The following is a 25,473-nucleotide window of genomic DNA, read 5'->3' as shown; positions in this document are numbered from 1 at the left end:
GAGTTTTTAATTTTAATTTTGAATACCAGGTAAACCATTTGGTTTTTTCTGATGCCACCAAAAATCAGTAGCTTTCTTTTGTCTTGGATAAACTTCATCCAAATTATTGGCATTGTACAAACGCCCGTTTTTCATCACTTGGTAAATAGTATTGGTATTTCTAATATCATCTAAAGGATTTTTATCTAGAATGATAAAATCTGCCATTTTTCCAACTTCTAAAGAACCAATATCACCATCTAAACCAATTGATTTAGCACCAAGAATGGTAGCCGCTTTTAAGGCATTCATTTTACTTGTTCCAGAAGCGGTTGCCCAAAGCTCCCAATGAAAACCTAAGCCTTGCAATTGTCCATGACTTCCAACACCTGTTAATCCTCCAGCATTAATTAAATCCTCTACAAATTTTGCGTGCTCCGTAAATATATGCTCCTCATCCATAAACCAACCTGGTCTTCTTCTAGCTTTACTCGCTAAATCTGTGTAAGGTGTAAAGTATTTTAACTTTTTATCATGATACGGATTTTCTCTAGAGTAAAAATAGTTTTCAGCCCAAGGACCTCCATAAGAAACTAAAAGAGTAGGAGTGTAAGCAATTTGAGATTCTGCCACAGATTGAATAATATCTTTATACAAAGGTGTTACTGGGTATGAATGTTCATGCCCTGGATAACCGTCTAATATCTCTGTAATATTTAATTTAAAATCTAAAGCACCTTCTGTGGTTGGCATTAATCGTTGTTCTTTGGCAGCTTTAATTACCCATTGTCTATGTTGTCTATTCCCAACAATGTACATTTTAATGGTATTCGTGTTGTAATATTTACTGTACTTTTTTAAAGCTTCTTTAGTTTGATCATAGCTTTTTAAGTTATATGCCCAATACCCTAAACCAGGCCCTGTAGAATAGGCTCTTGGCCCTAACATTTCACCAGTTTTTACCAAATCAAAATAGGTAAGAACGTCTGTTGTACCTGTTTGCGGATCTCTAGAAGCTGTAACACCATAAGCTAAATTTGCTGCATAAGACCATATTTGCTTTTTATGAATGCCTGCATAGGTTCTTAAATGAGAATGTGTATCTACAAAACCAGGTATAATTGTTTTTCCTTTTGCATCTATGATTTTAGCATTTCTAGGCACTTCTAATGAACCAGCTTCACCAATTGCTTTTATTCTATTATTTACTACAAGAATATCTCCATTTTCAATAACATCATTGTTATTCATAGTTATTAAACGAGCTCCTTTAATTAGGGCAGTACCATTTGGAATATCTCTTTTAATAGGCACATTAATATCAATTTCTAATGGTTGATAGGTTTCATCCTTTTTATTTTTTTTAGCAGCTTCTTTATCTTTTTTCTCTTCTTTTTTTCTTTCTTCGTCAGATAGTTTAGCGAGTTCTTCTTTTCTTGTTTTCTTTTTGTCTTTTAAATCTTGTTCAACTTGCTTTGCCTCTTTTAAATTGTAACTAAAAAATGCCTTACCTAAAGCCCAATGCACACTGTTGCCATCTTTAGACCATGAAGGAAATTCACCTCCAAAAGTGGTTAATTTCCATGAAGGAAATGATGCAGAAGAAGGGATAGATACAGAGATTGTAGGCGTTTGTCCATATTTAGGAACTGTTACCACATACACATCATTTGTAATTAAAGCCATTGCTTTATCCCCTTCTGGAGCCATATACACTTCTACAGGTCTAGAAGCATTGTTTCTTTCTTCACTTACATCATCATCTACATGTCCAAAATCAACATTGTCTTTATGAGAATTACCAAAAGTTACAATACCTCTAATGCTAACAATTTTCTTTTCATCTGTTCCATCCCAACGAATTGAGCTTAAACCAGATCCATTACTTAAATATATTCTATCGTCACTTTTTACAAAATGAGGATTTCTTCTTCCATTAGTTTTAGTGATAAAATTTACTTCTCCACCATCACTTGAAATCCAAGCTAAATCTTCACTGCCAGAAAAGGCACCTCTAGTGTAGGCGTTTTTAAAGTTTTGAGCACTTCCTTTCGTAAATACAATTCTATTGGTTTTTGCATCCCAAACAGGAGTGTTATATAATGCTGATGTGTTGGTTAGTTTTATTGGTTTACCTCCTTTAGCATTTACTTTATATAAATGCCCTCCATCTTTTTCAGACCAAGTAGTGTAGACAATTTCTTTACCATTTGGAGACCAATTTGGTTGCATTTCATTTACATCCATTTTAGTTAACCTTTTAGGCTTGCCATCAGGAAGTTGCATTATATATAGTTTATTTAAAGCATTAAATACAATATGTTTTCCATCTGGAGAAGTTTTTGGACTTCTGATCTGATTCGCAAACATTTCTGGATTGTCTGAAATAGGGTATTTAAATTCTAATTTTGGTCCTATAGCCAAATCTACATCTACCTCAAAAGGAATTTCTATTGCCTTTTCTCCAGAAATCGGAATTCTATAAATTTTACCACCATAAGATGCCAATACCTCTTTATTATTTGGGGTAAATACCATTGCTGGTAAAACGCCTAAAGAAGCCACAGACTCTTGCTCATCTCTTTGAACAGGATAAGCCAACCAGTTTTCATCACCAGAAATTAAATCTCTTAAAACCAAGCCAGTTTTTTCTTCATATCTAGAACCATAAACCATGTATTTACCATCACTTGAAAGTGTAGGTGTAAATGCAGAACCATATCTCGAAGTTACTCTCGTAGATTTCCCAGTTTCTAAATCATATCTAGAAATTTGATATTGAGGTAATTGTGCATTGTAATTCCAACCACCAGTTCTTGATGAATAATAGATATACTTATTGTCTGGGCTAAAAACAGGTTCTACAGTTTTAAGACTTGCAGGTTCTTTAATTAGTTGTGTACCACTTCCTGCATCTTTATGGTACAAGTGTAATTTTAAGTTTCTTTTACCTTTAGCAGCAACAATATATTCGCCATCTGGAGACCAAGCTACAGATTCAACTGCACCTCTTTTGTCCTTGGTTACTTGTCTTGTTTCTTTTGTTTCTAAATTTAAAATCCAAACATTATCATTACCACTTCTGTCTGATGCAAAAGCGATGCTTTTACCATCTGGACTATAGTTAGGTTTTGTATCTAAGGCTAAACCATCTGTAATTCTAGTGGCTTTACCACCTGAAAAAGGAATGGTATATAAATCACCAAGCATACTAAAGATAATGGTTTCACCATCTGGACTGATATCTAAAGATAACCAAGTACCTTCTGTAGTTTTAAAGTTTATTTTTCTTCCACTTTCTAAAGGCAATTCTTTAAACTTTTCTTGACCAGATAAGGAGTCTTTTTTTTGAGCGTTCAAAGGGAATGAAAGCAATCCTATAAAAAACGCAATTATAAATTTGTATTGTAGTTTCATAAAATTTGAATGGGTTTAATAATTAGTATGAAAATTTAGTAAATATGATTGATAAAAAAAAGCTGCATTTAGCAGCTTTTTTCAGTTGGTTAATTTAATAATCCTTCTGTAATAGATCTTTTAGAATACCAAATTAAAAAGATGCAGAAAATAATAATCATAATTGGCATAACTACACTAGATAGTTCTACTGTGACTAATAAATATCCTTGTTGGGCAATTGCACAAACTCCAGATACTATAAATAAATAATAGGCCAATTTTTTTCTAGCTAGTAAAAAAATACAAGCTAAAGCACCACCAAAAACGGCTAATGCAAAAAGCGCTGTATACCAAGCAGGATGCTCTACTAGAAATTCAGCTTGTTGTTCTTCTGGTAAAGTGGCTATCATTTCATCTGTCATAAAGGCTTGGACTAAGTAAGCACCAACGCCCATTAAATTCCAAATAAGTGCCAATACTGCAATTATATAAAATTTAGTACTCGGTTTTTTCTTGATATTCATTTTGTAGTTCTTTGGTTGATTTTTTAAATGTAGTAAAAAATTTGCAGAATCTTAAAAAGTAAAGTATATTTGTCATTATATAAAAAGTATTTGTCAATTTGTAAAACAAAATTAAAATGAATAAGCAATCAATCTGTGAAAGGGAAAGAAGTTATGTAGAAAAAATGAACAAGTTTCAACTGCATCATAAGTATAAAAAAATAGGATACATCATATCATTATCGGCTTTTGCATTAATGATTGCTAAAAAGTTTGTAGATGAACCAACTTGGGTAAAGCCAGTGTTATCTGGTTTATTATTAATTGGTATGCTAGTTATTTCTTTAGCTAAAGAAAAAGTAGAAGATGAGTATATAGATAGTTTACGATCTCAATCTTACAGAATTGCGTTTATTTTGGTAATTCTTTATGCTTTGGTGCAACCCTTAGTAAATTACGGAGTAGGTTTGCTTTTTGATGAAACAGAAAAATTACAAGGCTTTGATTACTTTCAAGTATTGTTTTATATGCTAGTAGTTCAGTTAATGGTTTTTTGGCAACTGAAAAGATTTAATAAATAAGATGAAGAATACATTAAAAGTACAACGTGCTATTTTAAATCTTACACAAGACGATTTAGCGAAACAAATTGGTGTTTCTAGACAAACCATAAATTCTATCGAAAAAAATAGATATGTGCCCAGTACAGTTTTGGCTTTAAAACTGTCTAAAGTCTTTAATATAACTGTCAATGAATTCTTTACATTAGAAGAGGATGATTAAACTCTTATTTAGCTTAATCATCCTCTTATCTATATTATTTATTGTAGTAATTAATCAGCTATAGAAATTACAGCTGTTTTAAATAGATTGGCTTTTGTTTCTAAATAAGAATTTTCTAAATCAATAGCCTTTAATTTGGTTTCTATAAGTTTAGATTCTCTATAATTCACTAAGAATAACGAGCTTTCTCCTAAGAAGAATTTACGTTCTTCCGCTTTTAATAAAGTACCATAATCTTTTACTATATTTATAATGTAATCGTTTTGAGTTACATAAGAATCTAATTCTTGTTGTACTGCATTTACTTTATTTCGAATAGCAACTTTTGCTGCTTCTGTTTCAAATTCGGCATCTTGTAATTTCGCTTTTGCTAATTTTAAATCTCCTCTTTCTTTTCTTAAAAAAATCGGTAATTTAAAACTAATTCCTGCTTTGTAATTATCAACATTAAATGAATTACCTTGCCTTGGAGTTTGCGTAATAAAATTATATTGTGCATCTAATTGCGGTAAAAGATTGTTAGCTTTTAATCGTTTATCTACACCCAAACTTTTTACTTTAAAATTTAAAGATCTAATTTTAGGATGATTCTCTATATCAAAATTGGCATTGTTAAATAGGGCAATATTAAAAGTGGTATCTACCTTTTGTAAAGTATTCACATCTGGAATAATATTGTCTTGTAATTCTACAGGAGTATTATCATTCAACCATAAAAAGTTTGACAGTTCTAAAGATGCTTTAACTAATTTTATACGAGCTTTTTCTAAATTTAGCTTTCGGTTATTTAGAGTAATTCCTGCTTCTACAGTATCTATAGCAGCTTTATCCCCTTGTTGAAAAGCTCTTTTAGTACTTTCAAAACGAACAACAGCATTGTTTAAGAAATTCAAATAAACATTTCTGTCATTGAATATTTTTAACCAATTAAAGTAAGATAAAGATGCATTAAAAAGAATTTCATTCACTAAAATTTGTTGATCTTCTTTAGCCTGATTTAAAAACAATTTTGCTTGTTTTAAATCGGCCATTCTTTTATTGATCAATAATCCCTTTAATAAAGATGCAGAAACTCCTGCAGCATATAAGCCATCTGTGGGTACATTTGCTTCAGGATTTAAAAATAATCCATCGTTGTTTTCAAAATTGGCTTTGAACTCCAACCCATAATAAGTAGGTATTTTAAATGTACCATTTAACTTATTGTAATACTCTTTTTCTTTAAACTGTTTGTTATCAAAATCAATTTCTATTTTAGGATCAAAAGCACCTCTAGCTTTTAACAATTTAGCTTCACTAGTATTGATAACTAAGTTTGCTTGCTTTACAATTGGATGATAGTTTTTTACATAACCTAAAAACTCAGACAACGTCATTACAGACTCAATCTTATCCTGTGCAACAAACTGCTGAAACATCAGTAAAAACAGAAGACCAATAATTTTTTTCATAAATTAAACGCTATAATTAGTTGATGTTTTGTTTACTTCTTAGTACCTTTTTTAGTTCCAGATTTTCCATCTGGCTGATAATAATTAGGAGGGAAGCTGTTTAACTGTCTCCATAATTCAAACCAAATAGGCACATCTTCTAAAAGCGCAATGGTTTTTGCACCAGAACCCACTCTTATGGCTGTTGGCCAAGTATGATCGGTTTCATCTGGCGCAAGTAAAATTCTATATCTACCATTATCACTGATAAAATTTTCTATGGCTACTACTTTAGCACCATAAGTTCCGTAAGAAATGTTAGGCCAACCACTAAATACAATTGCAGGCCAACCATCAAACTGCACACGTACTTCTTCACCAATATGAACTAAAGGTAAATCTATAGGTCTAATGTAAGTTTCTACAGCCAAATCATATTGTGCTGGCATAATGCCCACAATTTCTTCACCCTCTTTAAAAGTTACTCCAATTCCACCTTTTAAGGCTTTATTGATAAAACCATGTTGTGGTGCTTGTATGTACAATAAACTATTTCTAACCTTATAGTTACTATTGCTATTTTCTAATTTAGATACTTGAGCTCTAGCATCAAAACCACTAGATTGTGCTGTGAATTTATCACTTTGCGCTTTTGAAATTTTATCAGCATAACTTGCATCAATTCTAGATATTTCTACTCGAGCATTTATTACTTCATTAATAGAGGCTAATAATTTATTTTCTTGCTCTATAATTTTTGCTTCTGTTGCTTGCAATTTTAAACGCTTTTCTTCTACATCCTTAACCGCTTTAATTCCTTCTTGTTGTAAGGTAAAATCACGATTGTACTGACTTTGAGCAATTTTTAAATTTGTTTTAGCAGCCTCGAATGCAATACTATCACTTTGTACTTTTAATTTAGATTGCAATAGTTTGTTTTTTGCTTGCTGTAATTTTAATTTCTGTTCTTCTTTTAGCGCCTCAATTTGTCTATCTAAAGCAGCTACTTTAAAAGCATAAGCGCCTACAGATGAAGTTTTTGCGTTAATTTGCTCATTGGTTCTTTCAATTAATTTATCATCAAAATACTCACTTTTAATTTCAGAAATTCTAAGAATAGTATCACCTTTTTCTACATAATCTCCTTCTCTTACATACCATTGCTCTATTCTACCAGGAATTTGAGATTGAATGGTTTGTGGTCTTTGCTCAGGAGTTAAGGTAGTTACAATACCATTACCAGTTATGTTCTGTGTCCATGGTAGAAACAAGAAAATAAAACCAATAATTGCGGCTGCCAATAAGAATTTATTGAATGCCTTATAGTATTCTTTTGCGTAAACTCTTCCTCCAGATTTAAACTGTCTTAAATCTACTTTTTTATGAACTTGATTGTTAGATATGTTTAACATTGTATACTAGTTTATAGCTTTAATTTCACCTTTATCAATTGTAATAGTTTGGCTGCATTCTGTTCTCCAGCTCTTTTTACTACTTACTACAATTAAAGACCAAGGTCTTGCACTATCTGTTAAATACTTAATAATATTTATAGTTTCCTCTAAATTAAATTGATCTAAAGGATCTTCTAAAATCATTATTTTTGGTTCTTTTATAATGGCTCTAGCTAAAATTATCTTTTTAGCAATTGTGTAAGACATTTGCTTACCCTCAGCATTTAAAATGGTATCTAAACCATTATTCTGCTCTTTTAAGAATTGAGATAAACCAACAATTTCTAGTACTTCAAATATTTTAGAATCTTTTATTTTATCATTACCAAAAATTAAATTTTCTCTAATGCTACCCTCAAAAGGTGTTTCTTCTGATAAAGACAAACCTAGTTGAGATCTGTAATGGTTTAAGTTTAAACTACCTAAGGCTAGGTTGTTTACATAAATATTACCAGCTGTTGGCTCGATAACTCCAGAGATTAAACGAAGTAAGCTAGATTTACCAGCACCACTTTCACCTACAATTAGAATTCTACTTTTAGGTTCTATTTTAAAGGATACATTCTTAATAATTGGTTTTTTTCTGTTGGTTACCTCATAAGAAACATTATCTAATTCAACAGTTAAACCTGATTTAAAGATTGGTTTTTCGCCATCTTGAGATTCTAAATCCTTATCCACAACCTGACCAATTTTTTCAATTGAGGTAAGTACATCATAAAAAGATTCTAAACCAACAATTAGCTTTTCTACAGAAGCAATTACTAAAAGAATAATGATTTCTGCAGCTACAAACTGCCCAATATTCATTTCTTGGTTTAATACTAATGCACCACCAATTAAAAGTAAACTAGCAGTTACAATAACTTTAAAACCAATCATTTGCATGAATTGTAGTATCAAAATTTTGAAGTGATTTTCTCTAGCTTCAATATATTTATCTACCAATGCATCATTCTTAGACATTGCTAAATTTGTATTACCAGATAACTTAAAACTTACTACAGTTCTTGCAACTTCCTGAATCCAATGTGCTACTTTATATTTAATCTTAGATTCTACTAAACTGGTTTCTAAACCTTTTTGAGCTGTAAACTTAAATACAATATAGATTAGTAATAATAATAAAATACCAAAGATGATAAAGAATGGATGATAGAATGATAATAAAATCAAAGCAAAAATAATCTGTAAGATGGCTGTTGGTACATCTATTAATATTTTAGACAATCCTTTCTGAATGGTTAAGGTATCAAAGAATCTGTTGGCTAATTCTGGAGGATAATATTCACGCAACTCTATCATTTTCATTTTTGGAAAACGATAGCTCAATTCAAAAGATGCTCTTGTAAAAATTCGTTGTTGAATGGTTTCAATAATTCTTAACTGCATTAATTGTAATGCACCAGAAAAAATTACACCTATAGTTACAGCTACAACTAAAACAATCCAAGAAGTAGATATTTGTGCTCCTTGAATTAGGTTGATAATGGCTTGAATACCTAAGGGTAATGAAAGCGAAACAATTCCGCCAAAAATGGCATAGTAAAAAATTTGAAAGATTTCTCTTTTTTCTAATTTTAAAAGTCCTAGGAAACGCTGCCAAGGAGTTAGTTTTGTGTTAGTCATTATCTTTATTTAAAGTATGAAATACTAAATGCAAAAAGAATTTTGTGGGTACTTTATTATTATCACAATTGGTAATAGAAGGGAAGTGGCTGTTTAAAAAATGCTGATGCAAACCACCTTCTATAATGGTACTTGCTAAACTTAGCGCGAATTTATATTCAGGATTCACATTTAAAATCATTTCTTCCAAACGTGTTACCAAACGCTTATAAACTTCGAAATAGCCTTCTTTGTTATCATTATCTACCTCTTTGGTTAAGAAAGATTTTGAACTTTCGTTCACAATAATCTTATACAATAAAACCTCATTGATATGCGAAAAATTACTGTCTTTTTCTACAGTTCTTGTTAAAATAGTTATGGCTTTTTCTAACTTTTCTTCTTTGTTAGAAATACTAAATGTTTCTAGTACCAATTGGTATTCTAACCAAGCCCAATACCAAGAAGACAAGTATAATAAAAGCTTATGTTTGCTTTCAAAATACCTGTAAATTGAACTTTCATTAGATCCTATTCGAATACCTAACTTCTTAAAAGTAAAACTCTCAAAACCAATTTCATTAATTATAATGATACTGTTTTCTATAATTCGTTTACCCAGTTGAGAGGTTTCAGGATCCTTTATATATATTTTATCTGGAACAGATATTTTTAAAGTAGATAATAAATCTTTCATGGTTTTACTATTTATATGCAAATATAATAGCAATACTATTATTTTAGAATGTAATTCTAATTTTTAATGATTTTTTAACATTTAAAAATCAAGCATAAAAAAAGCCCTTCGAATCAGGTTCGAAAGGCTTTCTACATATTAACTTAACTCAATTATTATTCTTTATATAAATATACTGCAGAAGCTTTGGCTAAAGAAGAGTTGTAACTTGGTGCTACATCTCCACCTGAGCCTATATTGCTAAAGGCTAAAATTCTTCCACCATTATTACCTGCTTCAGCAATAAAAACGGTTTGAGATTCACCATCATAAGCTACGTCTACTGGGTTCCCTAAAAGCGTACTTGCACCAGAAACTCTCGTTTGTTGGGCTACAGCTAATGTAGCTCCGTTTACAGTACTACTAAATTTTGAAGTAAAATTATCAATTACTTGAAACCCACCATCATCTTGGCCATTAGACGCATCACCAATATCTGTTAAAACCATGGTATCTGTCATTGCATCATAAGTTAAACCATGAGTTCTTACAATACCTTCTACAGCAATTTTCTTTGAGGTTGCCAATGTTGTAGTTGTTGTGTTGTTTAAAAAATTGGTATAAACAGCTAATTCATTAGTAGTATCTGCAATAGCATACAAATCGTTACCAATAAATATGATTCCCCATAATTTAATATCAGTGGTAATAGTATTTCTTAATGTAAAACTATTTCCATTTTTAGTGTATACAAATAATCTACCATCATCTGTAGTATCATCTCCATCTGCATCAGCATTATCGGCTACTACATAAAAGCTGCCATTTACGGCTAATTCTCTTGGACTTGTCATATCTAAACTACCAACTACACTTGCAGTTACAGTTGTAGAAATAAGAGAAGATGATGTTGTAATACCTGCATAACCTTCTAAACCAAATGTAGATCTAGAAGCTTGTACAACTAGGTCTTCATCACTATTATAATACACGCCATCAGCTGCAGAAATAGGTGTAGTTAAAGTAGAAGTTGCTACAGCACTTAAGTTCGTTACATTATATACATTTACATTACCATCGTCATTATTAGAGGTAAAAAGTAATTTTGTGTCTAGCTGTGCTGTTACGTTTGAAGTATTGTCTGAACATGAGGTTAAACCTAATGCAATAGCACCAATAAGTGCAAGTGTCTTAATTGTTTTCATTGTAATTTAATTTTAGTTTTCAGGTATATATACGAAAGGAAGTACAACTTGGTTTTTAGATTTTCTTTTTTAACATAATTTAACAATTGGTACTCTTATATTAAATTTGATTACAGCTATTTCATAAAAGCTAATTTTTTAATACCTTTGTAGCACTAAAGAACTACTGGTAAATAAAATAGCAAATTCATTTTGTTTTTTTAAAATTGATTCTACAGCAAACGCCCTAGGTGCAATTACCTTTCTTTAGATTTAGTAAGAAAAACCACATAAAAACAGTTATATAGTTAATGGCAAAATCGCAACAGACATTTAGTAAAAGTGAAAAAGAAAAAAAACGTTTAAAAAAGCGCGAAGACAAGCGTAAAAAAATGGAAGCAAGAAAAGCTGCTAAAGAAGAAAGTGGAACTTCTGGAATTCAGTTTGCTTACGTAGATCATAATGGAAACTTAACAGATACTCCTCCAGATCCAGAATTAAAAGTAGAGTATGAGTTAGAAGATATTCAAATATCTACTACTAAAAAAGAAGATTTACCAGAGGAAGATCCTGTAAGAAAAGGTAAAGTGAATTTCTTTGATTCTTCTAAAGGGTTTGGTTTTATTATCGATTCTGATAATGGAGAAAAATACTTTACACACGTTAGTGGTTTAATAGATACTATTGCAGAAAATGACAAAGTAACTTTTGAACTAGAAAAAGGTATGCGTGGTATGAATGCAGTAAAAGTTAAAAAAGTATAATTGATACTTTTCCAGATATTAAAAATCCCATCATTTGTTTGATGGGATTTTTTTATGCGTTATAAAAGTGTAAACTTTCTTGTATTAAGTCTTCACTTACTTTACAATCTAATTTAAAATCTTCAAAGTCGTTTAAGAGCACAAAATTAACTTGCCCATTTACATTCTTTTTATCGTGTTTTAACAAGTCCATAATTGCTGAAAAATCTTCAGACAACAAATCAATTTTATCATAAATGGCTAAAACCACTTCTTTTAAATCATTTACTTTCTGTAAAGGAAAGCCAAGTAATTTATTAGAAATATAACTTTCACAAACCATACCTATAGCTATAGCTTCACCATGCGTTAAGTTTTCTTTATCCTCAGATTCTAAATAAAAAGATTCTATAGCATGCCCAAGTGTGTGCCCAAAATTTAAAATTTTACGCAAGTCTTTTTCTTTAGGATCTTTAAGTACTACTTCGTTTTTAATTTCTACAGATCTAAAAATAAGGTTACTAATATTGACCTCTTTATGCTCTTTAATATGTTCGAACAAAGAAACATCATAGGTAACACCATATTTTATAATCTCTGCCATTCCAGATTTTAATTCGCGTTCAGAAACTGTTGCTAAATATTGGTCGTCTACAATTACCATTTGTGGATTTGCAAACAGGCCAATTTGGTTTTTTAATACGCCCAAATCAACACCAGTTTTTCCACCTACAGAAGCATCTACCATAGATAATAATGTGGTTGGTATGTTTACAAAATCGATTCCTCGTTTAAAGCAAGAAGCCACAAAACCGCCCATGTCTGTAATTACGCCACCACCTAAAGTAATTAGCAAACTTTTTCGATCTCCACCCAACTCTGTAATGGCATTCCAAAGCCCAACACAAGTTTCTAAGTTTTTATTAATTTCTCCAGACTCTATTTCTATAACCTCTATGGTCTTGTCTGTCTTTAAATTAGGTATAAATTTAGGATAACAGTGTTCCATGGTATTTTCATCTACCAGAACAAATAAAGTAGAATAGTCTTTATTTTGAATTAATTTCGATAATTCTGCATAGCTTTCTTCCTGAAAATGAACAGGATAAGAAACAGCTTCTATAGTCTTCATTTTTTGTAAAATTGAAAGTGCAAAATAACTAGAATTTATATAAAAATTACTATCCAAACACTATATTTGTACCACTAAATCGATATAGTATGAAACTTTTTGATGATACAGAAGTTGCTTTTGCATTAAAATCAGATTCGCAGTTAGAGAGAGCTTATTATTTATTCAAAATGATACAAAATCAGCCTCTTGTTAAAATTGGTAGTGCTGTAACTAATTTCGCTTTAAAAGCGCATTTACCTATAGAAGGCTTAATTCGTTCTACGGTTTTTGATCATTTTTGTGGAGGAGTTACAGAAGATGATTGCTTACCTATCATTGAAAACATGCACACTAATGGTAATGTTCATAGTGTATTAGATTATTCTGTAGAAGGTAAAGACGAAGAAGCTAGCTTTAATGAAGCCTTGCAGAAAATTCTTAAAATTATCGATTTCTGTGCAGAGAAAAAATCAATTCCGTTTGCCGTTTTTAAACCAACAGGCTTTGGTCGTTTTGCACTTTATCAAAAAGTATCAGAAGGTAAAGAGCTTACTGAAAAAGAAGAAATTGAGTGGATTCAAGTTATTAAAAGATTTCACAAAGTTGCTCAAGTTGCCTTAGAAAAGGATGTACCCTTATTAATTGATGCAGAAGAAAGTTGGATGCAAGATGCAGCTGATGAGCTAATTGAAGATTTAATGGAGATGTACAATACTAAAAAAGCCATTGTATTTAATACATTGCAAATGTATAGACATGATAGAATGCACTATTTACAAGCCCTACATACAAAAGCAAAAGCAAGAGGTTTTCATATAGGTATGAAGGTAGTAAGAGGTGCTTATATGGAGAAAGAGCGTAAAAGAGCCCAAGAAATGGGGTATAGAGATCCTATATGTAAAGACAAACAGGAAACTGACGTAAACTTTAATGCTGCCATTAAATACATGATGGACAATTCTCATATGGCTTTATTTGCAGGAACGCATAATGAAGAAAGCTCTTATTTGTTGATGGATTTAGCTAAGGAATATCAACTTAGAAATAATGATAGAAGACTTTGGTTCGGTCAATTATTTGGTATGAGCGATAATATTAGTTACAACTTAGCCAAAGAAGGTTACAATGTAGCTAAGTATTTGCCTTTTGGGCCTGTTAGAGATGTTATGCCATACTTAATTAGAAGAGCAGAAGAAAATACTTCTGTAGCTGGCCAAACAAGTAGAGAGTTAAATCTACTGCAAACAGAACGCGAGCGTAGAAAACTAAAATGAAAACAGCAGAAGAAATAAGGGCATTATTGCATAAAAATAAATTGCGATTGCATCAAGAACTCGTTCAGAGTAAAGAAGCAATGTCTTTAATTCGTAAATCTACACACGTCAAATTAACGCCAGAAGAACGCCAAAAGATATATGTTCTCATTTTAGACATTTGTAAATCCATACCAGCATTAGCAGTTTTTTTATTACCTGGAGGCGCAATTCTTTTGCCACTTTTAATTAAATTAATTCCAGATATTTTACCCTCTGCGTTTCGAGAAGATGCATCAGAACATTAGCAGCTTTTCTCTAATATCTTTCTTTAAGTAAGTCGTTTGCAACCTTAACAATAAAATAATCTGTTAGATAAGGTGTAAATCACATAGAAACAACTACTTTTGCACGAAATTTAAGAAAGTATAAATGCAATCAATAAGAAACATCGCAATTATTGCACACGTTGATCATGGTAAAACAACGTTAGTAGATAAAATTATAGACCAAGCAAAAATTTTAGACGATCGTAAAGAACGTACTGATTTATTATTAGATAATAATGATTTAGAGCGTGAAAGAGGAATTACTATTCTTTCTAAAAACGTGTCTGTAAATTATAAAGGTGTAAAAATTAACGTAATTGATACACCAGGTCACGCCGATTTTGGAGGTGAAGTAGAGCGTGTATTAAAAATGGCTGATGGTGTTTTATTATTAGTTGATGCTTTTGAAGGCCCAATGCCACAAACTCGTTTTGTATTAGGTAAGGCAATTGAATTAGGTTTAACACCAATTGTTGTAGTAAACAAAGTAGACAAAGAAAACTGTACACCAGATTTAGTACATGAAAAGGTTTTTGATTTAATGTTTGCTTTAGATGCAACAGAAGAGCAGTTAGACTTTACTACCATTTACGGTTCTGCTAAGAACGGATGGATGTCTACAGACTGGAAAGATGAAAAAGAAGACATTATCGATTTATTAGATGCTGTAATTGAGTCTATCCCAGAAGCACCTTATAGAGAAGGTTCTCCTCAAATGCAAATTACGTCTTTAGACTTTTCTGCGTTTACAGGTAGAATTGCTATTGGTCGTGTTTTTAGAGGAGATTTAGAAGAGAATAAAGATTACATGTTAATGAAAGCAGATGGTTCTACTAAAAAAGTAAGAATCAAAGAATTACATGTGTTTGAAGGTATGGGTAAAGCAAAAACTTCTAAAGTAAGAAGTGGAGATATTTGTGCAATTACAGGTATTGAAGGTTTTGAAATTGGAGATACTATTGCAGATTTAGAAAATCCAGAAGCATTACCAAGAATTGAAGTAGACCAACCTACCATGAGTATGTTGTTTACCATTAACAATTCGCCTTTCTTTGGTAAAGAAGGTAAATTTGTTACTTCTCGTCATTTACGTGACAGATTGTTTAAAGAAATGGAAAAGAACTTGGCTTTAAGAGTAGATACTACTGATTCTGAAGACAAGTTTAACGTATTTGGTCGTGGAGTTTTACACTTATCTGTATTGATAGAAACAATGCGTAGAGAAGGGTATGAGTTACAAGTTGGTAGACCACAAGTTATTTTAAAAGAAATAGATGGTGTAAAATCAGAACCTTATGAAACATTATCTATTGATGTTCCAGAAGATGTAGCTTCTAAAGCCATTAACTTAGTTTCTTTAAGAAAAGGAGACTTATTAGTAATGGAACCAAAAGGTGATTTACAACACTTAGAATTTACCATTCCATCTAGAGGATTAATTGGTTTACGTAATAAGATATTAACTGCAACAGCTGGTCAAGCAATTATCAACCACCGTTTTTCGGAATATGGTCCTTATAAAGGTGAGTTTTCAGAAGATATTAAAGGTGCTATTGTTTCTTCTGCAGCAGGTAAAGCAACTGCTTATGCTATTGATCGTTTACAAGATAGAGGACGTTTCTTTATCGATCCTAATGAAGAAATTTACATTGGACAAGTTGTAGGTGAGAACAGTAAGGATACAGACATGGGTGTAAACTTAATTAAAGGTAAAAAATTAACAAACGTTCGTTCTTCTGGAACAGATGATAGTGTTAAGATTGCTCCTAAAACAGATTTCTCTTTAGAAGAATGTATGGAGTATATTAAAGGAGATGAATATTTAGAAGTAACTCCAGAAAGTTTACGTATGCGTAAAATTGAATTTAGACCATAGTCTAATTGTTATATAAAATATGAAAAGCCCAAGATTTGTTTTTGGGCTTTTTTTGTGGAATTACAAATCCTAAATTTAGAATATTGAATTTTAAAAAAGAAAGTAATTATTAAGTACTGCTTTCTTAATTCAATAGTTTAGTTGATATCATTGTAAAGCTTAGTTTCTTCTATAACATAGATGCGAAAGTATTTTTATAAAGCTTTAGACCTTTTTTAAAAATATACTAGTATAAATTACAAAATATACTAGTATATTTTATAAAATAATGTAGTATTTTTTGTATTTTGCTGAGGAGGAATGAAACAATTTCTTATAAACTTTAGATTAAAACCTTAGCAAATGTCTTTACGTTACAGAATTACCAAAAGAAATAATAGTATCTCAGAGAATACACCTAACTATATTTTACAAGCCATCAATACAGGTACTATAGATTTAGATACGTTAAGCGAAAGCATAAGTAATGAGTGCACCTTACATAGTGTAGATGTAAAAGCGGTTTTAATAGCACTAGGTAAAAAGCTCGATTTTTATTTAAGTGATGGTAAAATAGTTGATTTAGGTGATGTTGGTAAATTTAAAATGGGTTTTAGTGGCAAAGCAGAGGAATCACCTGAAGCCTTAACTGTTAAAAGAAACATTAAAAAGTTTCATGTAAACTTTCAGCCTTCGGTTAAAATGAAAAGAAAATTAAAGGGAGGCATTACCGTTTATAAAGAGGGTAGAAGATAGGTACTAGCATTTATAGAAATAAAAAAAACCGAAGTCAAAGCTTCGGTTTTTTTAGTAGTTGTATTAATTATTTTAAGCTTCCAGTCATTTCTGCTGGTTTTACCCAAGCATCATATTCTTCTGGAGTTACATACCCTAAACGAACAGCTTCTTCTTTAAGAGTTGTTCCGTTATCGTGAGCAGTATTTGCAATTTCTGCAGCTTTATAATAGCCTATTTTGGTATTTAAAGCAGTAACCAACATTAATGAATTGTTTACTAATTCTTCAATTCTAGAATGATTTGGTTCTATACCTGCAGCACAGTTTTCATCAAAAGATACACAAGCATCACCAATTAATTGTGCAGATTGTAAAACATTTGCAGCCATCATTGGTTTAAATACATTCAGTTCATAATGTCCTTGAGTACCACCAATAGTTACAGCAACATCATTACCCATTACTTGAGCACAAACCATTGTTAAGGCTTCACATTGTGTTGGGTTTACTTTACCTGGCATAATAGATGAACCTGGTTCATTTGCAGGTATGATAATTTCTCCAATTCCAGATCTTGGTCCTGAAGCCATCAAACGAATATCGTTAGCAATTTTATTTAAAGAAACCGCAATTTGCTTTAAAGCACCATGCGTTTCTACTAAAGCATCGTGTGCAGCCAATGCCTCAAATTTATTTTCTGCAGTTACAAATGGTAATTCTGTAAATTCTGCAATGTATTTTGCCACTAAAACATCATAGCCTTTAGGTGTATTTAAACCTGTACCTACTGCAGTACCTCCTAATGCTAATTGCGATAAATGTTCTAATGTATTTCTTAAAGCTTTTAATCCAAAGTTTAACTGCGCTACATAACCAGAAAATTCTTGACCCAAAGTAAGTGGAGTAGCATCCATTAAATGCGTTCTACCAATTTTAACAACATCGCTAAATGCTTCTGCTTTGGCTTGTAACGTATCTCTTAACTGTTCTAAACCAGGAATGGTATTTTCTACAATTTTCTTGTAAGCAGCAATGTGCATGCCTGTAGGAAAAGTATCGTTAGAAGATTGTGATTTGTTTACATCATCATTTGGCTGAATGGTTTTATCACCTTCACCAATAACTTTACCTGAAATTTCGTGAGCTCTGTTGGCAATAACTTCATTCACATTCATGTTAGATTGCGTTCCAGAACCTGTTTGCCAAATTACTAGAGGAAATTGGTCATCATGCTTTCCGTCTAAAATTTCATCACATACTTGTGCTATTAAATCTCTTTTCTCTTCAGATAAAACACCTAATTCAGCATTGGTAAATGCAGCCGCCTTTTTTAAATAAGCAAAACCATACACAACTTCTAATGGCATAGAAGCTGGTGCACCTATTTTAAAATTGTTTCTAGAACGTTCTGTTTGTGCTCCCCAATATTTATCGGCAGGAACATTTACATTACCCATGGTATCTTTTTCTACTCTAAACTTTGTCATGATGTACTTTATATTTTAGGATAACAAATTTAAATAATATCGCTCAAATATTTTAATATTAACAAGGGTAAATAGGCACAAAAACTTTAATTTTAATTGTGTACTTTTAAAAAAATCTGTTATTTTTGCATGTATATAAATATAATTACCAATAAATGTTAGATTTTTCAGAATTTTCAGGTTTAGTTTTATTCATGTTTATTTTTACAGCCGGTTTTTGGTTGTTAATTTTCTTATTAACATTTGTAGTTCCTTACTGGATTGGAGGAACAATTTGGGAGAATTTTAAATTAAAAAGAGATGCTAAGAAAGCTGCTGAAGGTAAGTAGTCGTTTTTAGCTTTTAATATAAAAAAAAACTCGTTCATTTTATGAACGAGTTTTTTGTTTTTTATACTATTGATTTTGCTATTCTTCAAAATCATCTCCACCATTATCTTCTCTATCTCTGCCAAATCTTTTCTTCTTTTGGTTGAATCTATATACCAAGCTTACTCTAAATTGTGGCTCTCTCCATTGAAACTCTGAATACTGATCTAAGAATCCAGGAATGTTTGTTGTTCTTCTACTAATTCTGCTGTTAAAAACATCGCTAAAGTTAACACTTAAAGAAGCTTTTTCATCAAAGAAATCTCTACTTGCAGCAATGTTCATGCTAAATACACCCTGACTTTCTGTTTGTGCATTTTGAGACGGTCCTCTATAATTAGAGTTAATTTGTAAGTCTGTTTTACCTAGAGTAATTTTTTGATTCAATCTTATAAAGTAAGAAGTGTTTTCGAAATCGAAACTTTGAGTAACATTAGTAGTTGGATTGGTATAATCACCATCTGTTGTAACTTGATATAAGTTAAAATCACTATTAATATTCCATATTTTAAATGGTCTGTAGTTCAAGGTAAACTCAAAACCTACTCTTTCTGAGGTAGATAAGTTAATAGGGAACCTTCTTGTAATAGGATCTCCATTATCTGTAACTTCACCTGTATCTTCTTGTATTCTTTCCCAATTATCGTTACTAATATTGTAATATAATGAAGTACTTAAGGTAAATTTCTCCCATCTTTTTAAGTATCCAATATCTACAGCATCCGTAATTACTGGGTTTAACTCAACATTACCTGTGTAAATGTTAGCTTCACTAGATCTACTAGGAAAAGGATTTAAGTTTCGTCCTCTTGGTCTTCTTATTCTTCGGTTATAACCTATTGTAATATTTTCTCCGTCTTTAAACTCATATCCTAAATTGACGGTTGGAAAAAGATTACCATAACTTCTAGAATCTACTGTTGTAGCTGTTTGTTGCTCGATTTCTATAGAGGTATACTCATAACGTAAACCTGCTAGTAAAGAAATGTTATTGAATTTTTGACCATATTGAAAATAGGCTGCATTCACAAATTCTTCGTAATTGAAAGAATTGTTTAGTCCTGTATCTGGCACTAATGGCCCATCAGGAAAAACTTGTCTTTCTGCTAAATAAAAGCTGTTGAAAATATCTCTATAGTTACCTCTATAACCAGCTTCATACTGAATGTTTTCACCTACAGGATGTACATAATCTATTTGTAATAAAGCTCTATTTTCATCTTGATCTTCAATTACTTGTTCTAAATCATTCAATTCATTGATTTGCGTATCTACCTCAGTAATATTATTTAAAATATCTTCCATTTCTGTAGAATACTGTAGGTTCACAGATAATTTTCTACCTTTTTGATCAAAATTATTTACGTAATCTAAAGTATACTGTATTCTCTGCTCGTCTTCACCTTCACTTTCTGTTCTAAATGTAGCTTCATTTAAACCACCATTTGCATCATATCTTTGAATATCGTTGGTATTTACATCATCATCATTACCACTGTTAAATACGATGTTACCAATAATACTAGAACTTTTGGTTAAATAATATTCAGCTCCGAAACTTGTGAATAATGATCTACCTAGTCTACCAAAATTTCTTTGTTCTATAACTCTTGCATTTTGAGCTGTAGAAGATAAAAAGTTAGATTCACTTAAAGAATTACCTGGAGTTTCATTATACCTAAAACCTGTATTGGTAAATAAGTTCCATTTTTCTGTTCTCCAGTTTGCATTAAAGGCAGCACCCAATCTTTCAGGATATCCTAAATCTAATTGAAGAGAGCCATTAAACCCCGTTAATTTATTTTTTCTAAGAATAATATTTAAAATACCAGCTGTACCTTCTGCATCATATCTGGCAGATGGAGAAGTAATAACTTCTACCTTTTCTATAGCCTCAGCAGGAATTTGTCTTAAGGCCTCAGCACCATTTAAACCAACTAGTGCACTTGGTCTACCATCAATTAAAATAGTTACGTTCTCATTACCTCTTAAACTCACTGTACCTTCTACATCTACTTGTACTGAGGGTACGTTCCCTAACACATCACTAGCATTACCACCTCTAATAGATAGGTCTTTACCAATATTAAAAACTTTTTTATCTAAACGAATGTCTACGGTTGTTTTTTCGGCAACAATAACTACTTCGTCTAAAGATTTCGAATTTTCTGATAATTTGATCACTCCCAAATCTAAATCTGAGGTAATGTTTTTGGCAGGATAGTTTTTAGAATTGAAAGAAATAAACTTTATACTAATTTCATAGGTTGCTTTTGGAGCAGAAATACTGAATTTACCCTCCATGTCTGTAATTCCTCCAGAAATGGCATTGGTTTTTGTGTTTTTTAAAACAATAGTAGCGTATTCTAAAGCCATATTAGAACCAGCCTCAATTACTTTACCAGTTATTTTAATTTCATCTGCACTCGATTTAGCTTGTGCAAATAACTGGTTTGCCGATAAAAATAAGCAAAGAAGGAGGATAATTTTTTTTGTCAAAACAAGTTTTTTTTAGTTTGTTTTGCAAAGATTCATCTTCTTTAAGTTTAAGTGAGTTAAAAAAAAGTTAAACAATTTTATAATAATTTAACTAAATAATAGCTGTGATATTTTCTACAGGTCTGCCTATTACTGCTTGGTTATTGTGAGTTACAATTGGCCTTTCAATTAGTTTAGGATTATCCACCATTGCTTTAACGATTTCATTATCAGTCAATTTCTTAGCCTTGTATTCTTCTTTCCAAATTTTTTCGGTTTTTCTTACCAATTCAATGGGAGCAATATTTAGTTTCTGAATGATTTCTTTTAATTCGTTTTCTGTAGGAATATTTTCTAAATATTTAACAATTTCAAACTCTTTACCAGAATTTTCTAAAAGCTGTAATCCCTCTCTAGACTTTCTGCAACGTGGATTATGGTATATTTTTATCATGTAATTATTTTTTAGGAACTTTAATTATAAAGATTCACTAGTTTTTTGACCATTTAACATTAAATACGCTTTTAAGAAGGCATTTATATTACCATCCATAACAGCATCTACATTACCTGTTTCGTGAGCTGTTCTAACATCTTTTACCAATTTATAAGGATGCATCACATAGTTACGTATTTGGCTTCCCCATTCATTTTTCATTTTGTTAGCCTCAATATCGTCTCTGGCAGCTTGCTGTTTTTGCAACTCAATTTCATACAATTGCGATTTTAGCATTTGCATGGCTGTAGCTCTATTGTCATGCTGTGAACGAGAGTTAGAACAAGAAATCTGAATACCTGAAGGCTTGTGTGTTAATTGAACCTTAGTTTCTACTTTATTTACGTTCTGACCACCTGCACCACTAGATCTGGCAGTCGTGATTTCGATGTCTGCAGGATTAATATCTATTTCTATAGAATCATCTGCAACAGGATACACATAAACAGAAGCAAAACTTGTATGACGTTTTGCATTTGAATCGAAAGGAGAAATACGTACTAATCTGTGCACACCATTTTCACCTTTTAACCAACCAAAAGCATAATCACCTTCTACTTCTACAGTAACTGTTTTAATTCCGGCTGCATCTCCTGCTTGATAATTAAGCGTTTTAAGTTTAAAGCCTTGCTTTTCAGACCACATAGTGTACATTCTAAATAGCATTTCTGCCCAGTCACAAGATTCTGTTCCTCCAGCACCAGCAGTTATTTGAATTACTGCAGATAGAGAATCACCTTCATCAGACAACATGTTCTTAAACTCAATATCCTCTAATAAGGCAATGGTTTTTTCATATTGCTGTACCACATCTTTTTCATCAGCTTCATCTTCTTTGTAAAACTCATAAAAAACAATCAAATCTTCATTCAATCGAATAATGGTGTTGTAGTCTTCTACCCATTTCTTTTTAAAACGCAACTCTTTCATTACAAGTTCTGCTGCTTTAGGATCGTTCCAAAAATCAGGGTTTGCTGTTTTCTCTTCTTCATTCGCTATTTCAATCAATTTTTTATCAATCTCTAAATAAGATTTTAATTTATCGATTCTTGTTGAAATATCTTTAAGTTGGTCTTGTGTAATCATAAGTTGAACAAAAATAAATGATTTTTTAGGATTTCAAGTTTTTAAACTGCTCCTTATTTCATAGTTTTATAAAAATATTCTACTCATGAAAAAAGTACTACTTACATTATTATTTGTTTCTTTTTCTTTACAAGGTTTCTCTCAGTTTTTTTTAGATAAATCTGGTAAAAAATTAGAAAAAGGAATTACAAAATATACAGGTTATTATACCTTTTACTACGATGAAAATTCAGATAAAATTTATTTACAGATAGATAAATTAAATGTTGATTTTCTTTATGTAAGATCACTATCTGAAGGGATAGGGTCTAATGATATTGGTTTAGATAGAGGACAATTGGGAGGTGGAGTAGTTGTGCATTTTAAAAAAGCAGGTAATAAAATTTTGATGGTACAGCCCAATCAAGATTATAGAGCAATTACAGATAATATAGAAGAGCAAAACTCAGTAAAAGAGGCATTTGCAAAATCGGTTTTACATGGTTTTGTGGTAAAAGAAACAGAAAACAATGTCCATTTGGTAGATGCTACTTCTTTCTTTATGAGAGATGCACATGGAGTTGCAAGAAGTTTAGCAAGACAAGGTCAAGGAAATTATAATTTAGATAAAAGTAGAAGTGCCTTTAACTTAGAGCGAACAAAATCGTTTCCTAAAAATTCTGAGTTTGATGTTTTACTAACCTTTAAAGGTTCTCCTAAAGGATATAATATTAGAAGTGTTGCTCCAGATGCAAGTGCAGTAACTGTAAATCAACATCATTCTTTTGTAGAATTGCCAGATGATAATTACAAACCAAGAAAGTTTGATCCTAGATCTGGTTCTTATCAAATGAGCTATTTAGATTATTCTACACCCGTAAATGAATCTTTAACAAAACGTTTTATTTATAGACACAGATTGGCTAAAAAAAATCCAGATGCTGCAATGTCTGAGCCTGTTGAACCTATTATTTATTATTTAGATAGAGGTACACCTGAACCAGTACGTTCTGCTTTGTTAGATGGTGGTCGTTGGTGGAATCAAGCTTTTGAAGCTGCAGGATATAAAAACGCGTTTCAATTTAAAATGTTACCTGAAGGTGCAGACATGTTAGATGTTAGATATAATGTTGTACAGTGGGTACATAGATCTACTAGAGGTTGGAGTTATGGCGCAAGCATTTCTGACCCAAGAACAGGTGAAATTATAAAAGGCCATGTGAGTTTAGGAAGTTTACGAATTCGTCAAGATTATTTAATAGCGCAAGCCTTACAAGCGCCTTTTAAAACAAAAACTGCAGATGATGAATTTGCCTTGCAAATGGCAATTGCCAGAATAAGACAGTTGTCTGCACACGAAATTGGACACACTTTAGGTTTTGCTCATAATTTTGCAGCAAGTACAAATGGAAGAACTTCTGTGATGGATTATCCACACCCAAAATTTACGTTGAAGAATGGTCAAATTGATTTTTCTGACGCTTATGACACCAAAATAGGTGATTGGGATAAACTAACTGTGGCTTACTCTTATCAAGATTTTCCTGAAAACACGAATGAAGATCAAGCTTTAAACAACATTTTAACTCAAGGTTTTAACAATGGTATGCGTTATTTGTCTGATTCAGATGCTAGGCCACAAGGTAGTGCAAGTGCTACAGCGCATTTATGGGATAATGGAAGTACTATTTACGATGAATTAAATAACCTTTTAGAAGTTAGAAAAACAGCAATCGCTAATTTTTCTGCAGATAATATAAAGATAGGTGAACCTTATTCTGTGTTAGAAGATGTATTTGTACCCTTGTATTTTCTGCATCGTTTTCAAACTGAAGCTACTGTTAAGTTAATTGGAGGATTAGATTATTCTTACGCTGTAAAAGGTGGGAATACTACTATCGTAAAACGAGTTTCTGGAGCTGAAGAAAGAAAAGCATTGGCTAGCGTTCTAAAAACGGTACAAGTAGATGAAATTGCCATTCCTAAAGAAAAACTGGCTTTATTTCCTCCAAGAGCAATAGGTTATGGACGATCTAGAGAATCCTTTAGAAGTAAATTAGGTGTTGCTTTTGATGCTTTTTCTGCAGTGGAAACTACCTCTGAAATGACTTTTTCTTTATTGTTAAATCCTCAGAGAATGTCTAGACTTATTAATCACAAAAGTTTAGACGAATCACAATTAGGTTTTGCAGAATTGCTAGATATTGTAATTCAAAATACCATAAAAGTGAATCCGAAAAATTCTTATCATCAAGAATTACAAAATGTAATTAATTTACAGTTTTTAGAAGAATTGATGTATTTATCAGCGAATAAAAATCAGTACAAACAAGTGAATGCAATAGCTTCTTACAAACTGGGTGAGATTAAAACTATCTATCAAAATAAAAAAGACAGAGGCGTGCAGCAAATTTACAATCAAGCAATGTTAAAAATGATTGATGGTTTTATGAAAAACCCAACTTCATTCAAGAAAACGGCTGCACCTAAAATTCCAGACGGTTCACCAATTGGTAACTAATTAAAGCGTAC

Annotated in this window: 21 protein-coding genes; 9 read left to right on the top strand and 12 right to left on the bottom strand. The window is 31.6% G+C overall.

The genetic code is table 11. The features are described 5' to 3' along the window. Window positions 1-12 precede the first annotated feature (12 nt). Both MED152_RS02780 and MED152_RS02775 read right to left on the bottom strand, forming a co-directional pair. Window positions 13-3,396, bottom strand: coding sequence for an amidohydrolase family protein (locus MED152_RS02780; RefSeq protein WP_015480332.1), 3,384 nt, complete (start codon window positions 3,394-3,396; stop codon window positions 13-15). Window positions 3,397-3,485: 89 nt separating this feature from the next. Further along, window positions 3,486-3,902: a hypothetical protein gene (locus MED152_RS02775; protein WP_015480331.1), complete on the bottom strand. Its 417-nt coding sequence runs from the start codon at window positions 3,900-3,902 to the stop codon at window positions 3,486-3,488. A gap of 116 nt (window positions 3,903-4,018) precedes the next feature. Here MED152_RS02775 and MED152_RS02770 point away from each other — a divergent pair, with 116 nt between their 5' ends. After that, window positions 4,019-4,462 (top strand): hypothetical protein, encoded by a 444-nt coding sequence (locus tag MED152_RS02770; protein WP_015480330.1) that lies wholly within the window; start codon window positions 4,019-4,021, stop codon window positions 4,460-4,462. 1 nt (window position 4,463) lies between these two features. Further along, window positions 4,464-4,664 (top strand): helix-turn-helix transcriptional regulator, encoded by a 201-nt coding sequence (locus MED152_RS02765; RefSeq protein ID WP_015480329.1) that lies wholly within the window; start codon window positions 4,464-4,466, stop codon window positions 4,662-4,664. A gap of 50 nt (window positions 4,665-4,714) precedes the next feature. Here the strand turns inward: MED152_RS02765 and MED152_RS02760 are convergent, their stop codons facing one another. From MED152_RS02760 to MED152_RS02740, 5 genes are all read right to left on the bottom strand, one after another. Beyond that, window positions 4,715-6,115, bottom strand: coding sequence for a TolC family protein (locus MED152_RS02760; protein WP_015480328.1), 1,401 nt, complete (start codon window positions 6,113-6,115; stop codon window positions 4,715-4,717). A gap of 32 nt (window positions 6,116-6,147) precedes the next feature. Continuing rightward, a complete protein-coding gene (locus MED152_RS02755) occupies window positions 6,148-7,506 on the bottom strand; it encodes an HlyD family secretion protein (RefSeq protein ID WP_015480327.1) in 1,359 nt (452 codons plus the stop codon). 6 nt (window positions 7,507-7,512) lie between these two features. Beyond that, window positions 7,513-9,177, bottom strand: coding sequence for a peptidase domain-containing ABC transporter (locus MED152_RS02750; RefSeq protein WP_015480326.1), 1,665 nt, complete (start codon window positions 9,175-9,177; stop codon window positions 7,513-7,515). Continuing rightward, window positions 9,170-9,853 (bottom strand): TetR/AcrR family transcriptional regulator, encoded by a 684-nt coding sequence (locus tag MED152_RS02745; RefSeq protein ID WP_041383327.1) that lies wholly within the window; start codon window positions 9,851-9,853, stop codon window positions 9,170-9,172. The genes MED152_RS02750 and MED152_RS02745 overlap by 8 nt, the downstream gene beginning before the upstream one ends. Window positions 9,854-10,008: 155 nt before the next feature. After that, the gene (locus tag MED152_RS02740) at window positions 10,009-11,037 is read right to left on the bottom strand and encodes a hypothetical protein (RefSeq protein ID WP_015480324.1); all 1,029 of its coding nucleotides are present in this window, start codon (window positions 11,035-11,037) and stop codon (window positions 10,009-10,011) included. 290 nt (window positions 11,038-11,327) lie between these two features. On the opposite strand from MED152_RS02740, the gene MED152_RS02735 reads away from it, so the two are divergent. Beyond that, window positions 11,328-11,780 (top strand): cold-shock protein, encoded by a 453-nt coding sequence (locus tag MED152_RS02735; protein WP_015480323.1) that lies wholly within the window; start codon window positions 11,328-11,330, stop codon window positions 11,778-11,780. Between the two features lie 52 nt (window positions 11,781-11,832). Here MED152_RS02735 and aroB read toward each other — a convergent pair whose 3' ends face one another. Continuing rightward, window positions 11,833-12,891 carry a 3-dehydroquinate synthase gene (gene aroB, locus MED152_RS02730; protein WP_015480322.1) on the bottom strand — a complete coding sequence of 353 codons (1,059 nt, stop codon included), beginning with the start codon at window positions 12,889-12,891 and terminating at the stop codon, window positions 11,833-11,835. An 89-nt stretch (window positions 12,892-12,980) separates the two neighbouring features. On the opposite strand from aroB, the gene MED152_RS02725 reads away from it, so the two are divergent. The 4 genes from MED152_RS02725 to MED152_RS02710 all read left to right on the top strand — a co-directional run bounded on the left by MED152_RS02725 (window position 12,981) and on the right by MED152_RS02710 (window position 17,066). Continuing rightward, window positions 12,981-14,147 (top strand): proline dehydrogenase family protein, encoded by a 1,167-nt coding sequence (locus MED152_RS02725; protein ID WP_015480321.1) that lies wholly within the window; start codon window positions 12,981-12,983, stop codon window positions 14,145-14,147. After that, a complete protein-coding gene (locus MED152_RS02720; RefSeq protein WP_015480320.1) occupies window positions 14,144-14,434 on the top strand; it encodes an LETM1 domain-containing protein in 291 nt (96 codons plus the stop codon). The genes MED152_RS02725 and MED152_RS02720 overlap by 4 nt, the downstream gene beginning before the upstream one ends. 124 nt (window positions 14,435-14,558) lie before the next feature. Beyond that, window positions 14,559-16,331: a translational GTPase TypA gene (gene typA / locus MED152_RS02715; RefSeq protein WP_015480319.1), complete on the top strand. Its 1,773-nt coding sequence runs from the start codon at window positions 14,559-14,561 to the stop codon at window positions 16,329-16,331. 342 nt (window positions 16,332-16,673) lie between these two features. Further along, window positions 16,674-17,066, top strand: a complete 393-nt coding sequence (locus tag MED152_RS02710) for a DsbA family protein (RefSeq protein WP_015480318.1) — start codon at window positions 16,674-16,676, stop codon at window positions 17,064-17,066. 67 nt (window positions 17,067-17,133) lie between these two features. Here MED152_RS02710 and fumC read toward each other — a convergent pair whose 3' ends face one another. Continuing rightward, a complete protein-coding gene (gene fumC, locus MED152_RS02705) occupies window positions 17,134-18,534 on the bottom strand; it encodes a class II fumarate hydratase (RefSeq protein WP_015480317.1) in 1,401 nt (466 codons plus the stop codon). 155 nt (window positions 18,535-18,689) lie between these two features. Here fumC and MED152_RS13715 point away from each other — a divergent pair, with 155 nt between their 5' ends. Then, window positions 18,690-18,863 carry a hypothetical protein gene (locus MED152_RS13715; protein ID WP_015480316.1) on the top strand — a complete coding sequence of 58 codons (174 nt, stop codon included), beginning with the start codon at window positions 18,690-18,692 and terminating at the stop codon, window positions 18,861-18,863. Between the two features lie 78 nt (window positions 18,864-18,941). Here MED152_RS13715 and MED152_RS02695 read toward each other — a convergent pair whose 3' ends face one another. From MED152_RS02695 to prfB, 3 genes are all read right to left on the bottom strand, one after another. Next, window positions 18,942-21,401 (bottom strand): outer membrane beta-barrel family protein, encoded by a 2,460-nt coding sequence (locus MED152_RS02695; RefSeq protein WP_015480315.1) that lies wholly within the window; start codon window positions 21,399-21,401, stop codon window positions 18,942-18,944. Between the two features lie 91 nt (window positions 21,402-21,492). Beyond that, on the bottom strand, window positions 21,493-21,834 hold the full coding sequence (gene arsC / locus MED152_RS02690; RefSeq protein WP_015480314.1) for an arsenate reductase (glutaredoxin): 342 nt from the start codon (window positions 21,832-21,834) through the stop codon (window positions 21,493-21,495). Between the two features lie 24 nt (window positions 21,835-21,858). Beyond that, window positions 21,859-22,962 carry a peptide chain release factor 2 gene (prfB, locus tag MED152_RS02685; RefSeq protein ID WP_015480313.1) on the bottom strand — a complete coding sequence of 368 codons (1,104 nt, stop codon included), beginning with the start codon at window positions 22,960-22,962 and terminating at the stop codon, window positions 21,859-21,861. A gap of 85 nt (window positions 22,963-23,047) precedes the next feature. Here prfB and MED152_RS02680 point away from each other — a divergent pair, with 85 nt between their 5' ends. Beyond that, a complete protein-coding gene (locus tag MED152_RS02680) occupies window positions 23,048-25,462 on the top strand; it encodes a zinc-dependent metalloprotease (protein ID WP_015480312.1) in 2,415 nt (804 codons plus the stop codon). Window positions 25,463-25,473 lie beyond the last annotated feature (11 nt).

This window comes from Polaribacter sp. MED152 (assembly GCF_000152945.2).
Lineage (GTDB): Bacteria > Bacteroidota > Bacteroidia > Flavobacteriales > Flavobacteriaceae > Polaribacter.
Note: the sequence above shows the minus strand (reverse complement) of the source record. Positions and strands in the feature narration are given on the sequence as shown.

What these genes read in the sequence shown, in the direction of transcription:
- MED152_RS02780 (WP_015480332.1), bottom strand. Translation starts at nt 3,396, where the DNA reads ATGAAACTACAATACAAATTTATAATTGCGTTTTTTATAGGATTGCTT.
- MED152_RS02775 (WP_015480331.1), bottom strand. Translation starts at nt 3,902, where the DNA reads ATGAATATCAAGAAAAAACCGAGTACTAAATTTTATATAATTGCAGTA.
- MED152_RS02770 (WP_015480330.1), top strand. Translation starts at nt 4,019, where the DNA reads ATGAATAAGCAATCAATCTGTGAAAGGGAAAGAAGTTATGTAGAAAAA.
- MED152_RS02765 (WP_015480329.1), top strand. Translation starts at nt 4,464, where the DNA reads ATGAAGAATACATTAAAAGTACAACGTGCTATTTTAAATCTTACACAA.
- MED152_RS02760 (WP_015480328.1), bottom strand. Translation starts at nt 6,115, where the DNA reads ATGAAAAAAATTATTGGTCTTCTGTTTTTACTGATGTTTCAGCAGTTT.
- MED152_RS02755 (WP_015480327.1), bottom strand. Translation starts at nt 7,506, where the DNA reads ATGTTAAACATATCTAACAATCAAGTTCATAAAAAAGTAGATTTAAGA.
- MED152_RS02750 (WP_015480326.1), bottom strand. Translation starts at nt 9,177, where the DNA reads ATGACTAACACAAAACTAACTCCTTGGCAGCGTTTCCTAGGACTTTTA.
- MED152_RS02745 (WP_041383327.1), bottom strand. Translation starts at nt 9,853, where the DNA reads ATGAAAGATTTATTATCTACTTTAAAAATATCTGTTCCAGATAAAATA.
- MED152_RS02740 (WP_015480324.1), bottom strand. Translation starts at nt 11,037, where the DNA reads ATGAAAACAATTAAGACACTTGCACTTATTGGTGCTATTGCATTAGGT.
- MED152_RS02735 (WP_015480323.1), top strand. Translation starts at nt 11,328, where the DNA reads ATGGCAAAATCGCAACAGACATTTAGTAAAAGTGAAAAAGAAAAAAAA.
- aroB (WP_015480322.1), bottom strand. Translation starts at nt 12,891, where the DNA reads ATGAAGACTATAGAAGCTGTTTCTTATCCTGTTCATTTTCAGGAAGAA.
- MED152_RS02725 (WP_015480321.1), top strand. Translation starts at nt 12,981, where the DNA reads ATGAAACTTTTTGATGATACAGAAGTTGCTTTTGCATTAAAATCAGAT.
- MED152_RS02720 (WP_015480320.1), top strand. Translation starts at nt 14,144, where the DNA reads ATGAAAACAGCAGAAGAAATAAGGGCATTATTGCATAAAAATAAATTG.
- typA (WP_015480319.1), top strand. Translation starts at nt 14,559, where the DNA reads ATGCAATCAATAAGAAACATCGCAATTATTGCACACGTTGATCATGGT.
- MED152_RS02710 (WP_015480318.1), top strand. Translation starts at nt 16,674, where the DNA reads ATGTCTTTACGTTACAGAATTACCAAAAGAAATAATAGTATCTCAGAG.
- fumC (WP_015480317.1), bottom strand. Translation starts at nt 18,534, where the DNA reads ATGACAAAGTTTAGAGTAGAAAAAGATACCATGGGTAATGTAAATGTT.
- MED152_RS13715 (WP_015480316.1), top strand. Translation starts at nt 18,690, where the DNA reads ATGTTAGATTTTTCAGAATTTTCAGGTTTAGTTTTATTCATGTTTATT.
- arsC (WP_015480314.1), bottom strand. Translation starts at nt 21,834, where the DNA reads ATGATAAAAATATACCATAATCCACGTTGCAGAAAGTCTAGAGAGGGA.
- prfB (WP_015480313.1), bottom strand. Translation starts at nt 22,962, where the DNA reads ATGATTACACAAGACCAACTTAAAGATATTTCAACAAGAATCGATAAA.
- MED152_RS02680 (WP_015480312.1), top strand. Translation starts at nt 23,048, where the DNA reads ATGAAAAAAGTACTACTTACATTATTATTTGTTTCTTTTTCTTTACAA.